At 62.2% G+C, this 1,284-nt stretch carries 2 protein-coding genes and 1 pseudogene; 2 read left to right on the plus strand and 1 reads right to left on the minus strand.

Annotated elements, in window-relative coordinates:
• Positions 1–126: 126 nt before the first annotated feature.
• A pseudogene (locus tag ACFQ24_RS03925) lies at positions 127–738 on the plus strand (conjugal transfer protein TraG N-terminal domain-containing protein); the annotation flags it as partial.
• A gap of 8 nt (positions 739–746) precedes the next feature.
• On the opposite strand, the gene ACFQ24_RS03930 reads toward ACFQ24_RS03925, so the two are convergent.
• Positions 747–950 carry a hypothetical protein gene (locus ACFQ24_RS03930; RefSeq protein ID WP_037448102.1) on the minus strand — a complete coding sequence of 68 codons (204 nt, stop codon included), beginning with the start codon at positions 948–950 and terminating at the stop codon, positions 747–749.
• Between the two features lie 69 nt (positions 951–1,019).
• Between ACFQ24_RS03930 and ACFQ24_RS03935 the strand changes: the two genes are divergently transcribed.
• Positions 1,020–1,184, plus strand: coding sequence for a hypothetical protein (locus ACFQ24_RS03935; RefSeq protein WP_380909148.1), 165 nt, complete (start codon positions 1,020–1,022; stop codon positions 1,182–1,184).
• The last annotated feature ends 100 nt before the right edge of the window (positions 1,185–1,284 follow it).

The following is a 1,284-nucleotide window of genomic DNA, read 5'->3' on the forward strand; positions in this document are numbered from 1 at the left end:
CCCAACGCCCAGCCCGATATCCCCCTGATCGAGGCAAGGCTGGAAGCGCTCGCGAAAAAATGGGCGCCACGGACACGCCGGAAAGCCTGACAGGCCGCGTCAATGCCGCCTTCCGTCGGCGCTTACTCAAGTTCTTCGCTGACCCACGAGCAGGCGTTGGCGCGGGCCCGGTCTTACACTGAAACTGCGCGCAAGCTCGAGGAACTGTCGCAGCAGCTGTCGCGCGACGCCAGCTACGCCGAAACGCATGGCATGCAGCTAAGCGAGAACATGAGTCAGGATCTCGCGCAATGGTATCGCGCGCAGCAAGCTTCCAATCCTGGACTTGACGCTCCCGAGCTCTGGGCGACCGATCTTAGTGACCATCAGCGCGCCGTCCGCCAGGAAATGGTGACGCGCTGGATGCGCGAGAAGCAGGATGACATCCGCGAGGAGATTGCTGGCAAGTTGCATGAGCCCGACCTCGTTCAGGTCCACAGGCCAAGTGTCGACAGCGCAGCGGATGTCGCCGGTTCGTACCGCCCGCATGGCGTGTCGGGTATCCCGTCAGCGCCGGCCGGAGGCGATCCCCGCGCGGCGCAGGCGGTGATCGAGGGCGGAGAAGCAAGGCTCGACGATGACCGGACAGCGGCCCAGGCGGCGCGGGCCAGCTCCGTGCAGGCTTCTGTAGGCGTGCAGCAAGAAGTCCACCGCGACCACAATCGCGGCTTCTTCAACGATCCGAAGTTGCGCGAGTGACCGCCGCCTTAAAGAGCGAAAATGAGGTAGCCCACAAAGCCGGCCAAGATCGCATACGCCACCAAGTAGGCAGCAGCGCTCGCTTTGCTCACGTTGCCGTCGGCGTCGGTCATTGGCCCCTGAGGCTCGATGCCATTCTCAACAAACTGGATAATCGGTCCCGCCGGGTTGTCCTGCGTCATCAAGAACGTCGCGGTGTCCAACTCGCGCATGAGAACCTCCGAACCTGTCCAACATACAGGGTTCGAGGTTTGTTCACAAGCCATTGAGGACACGGCTGAATGACAAGAAATCAGCTTGGGCGAAAAGAGGGGACGAGCGCCGCGCCTGAACTCGACGTGGCCGACTGGGCGGTGTTCGGCTTCTCGTGGATGCTTGTGATGGTCGTCGGCCTGATGCCGATCGTCGAGACGAGCCTGAGAGGCTGTGTCAGAACGCTGACGTAACGGTGGACGGCCGAGTTTCGATATGATTCCGAGGGGTTGCGACACCAACTTTGGAAACCATCATGTGGAACCCGACCGCCCGCGCGCATCATAGCCGCGC

This window comes from Sphingobium olei (assembly GCF_042678845.1).
In the GTDB taxonomy this organism is placed as follows: domain Bacteria; phylum Pseudomonadota; class Alphaproteobacteria; order Sphingomonadales; family Sphingomonadaceae; genus Sphingobium; species Sphingobium olei.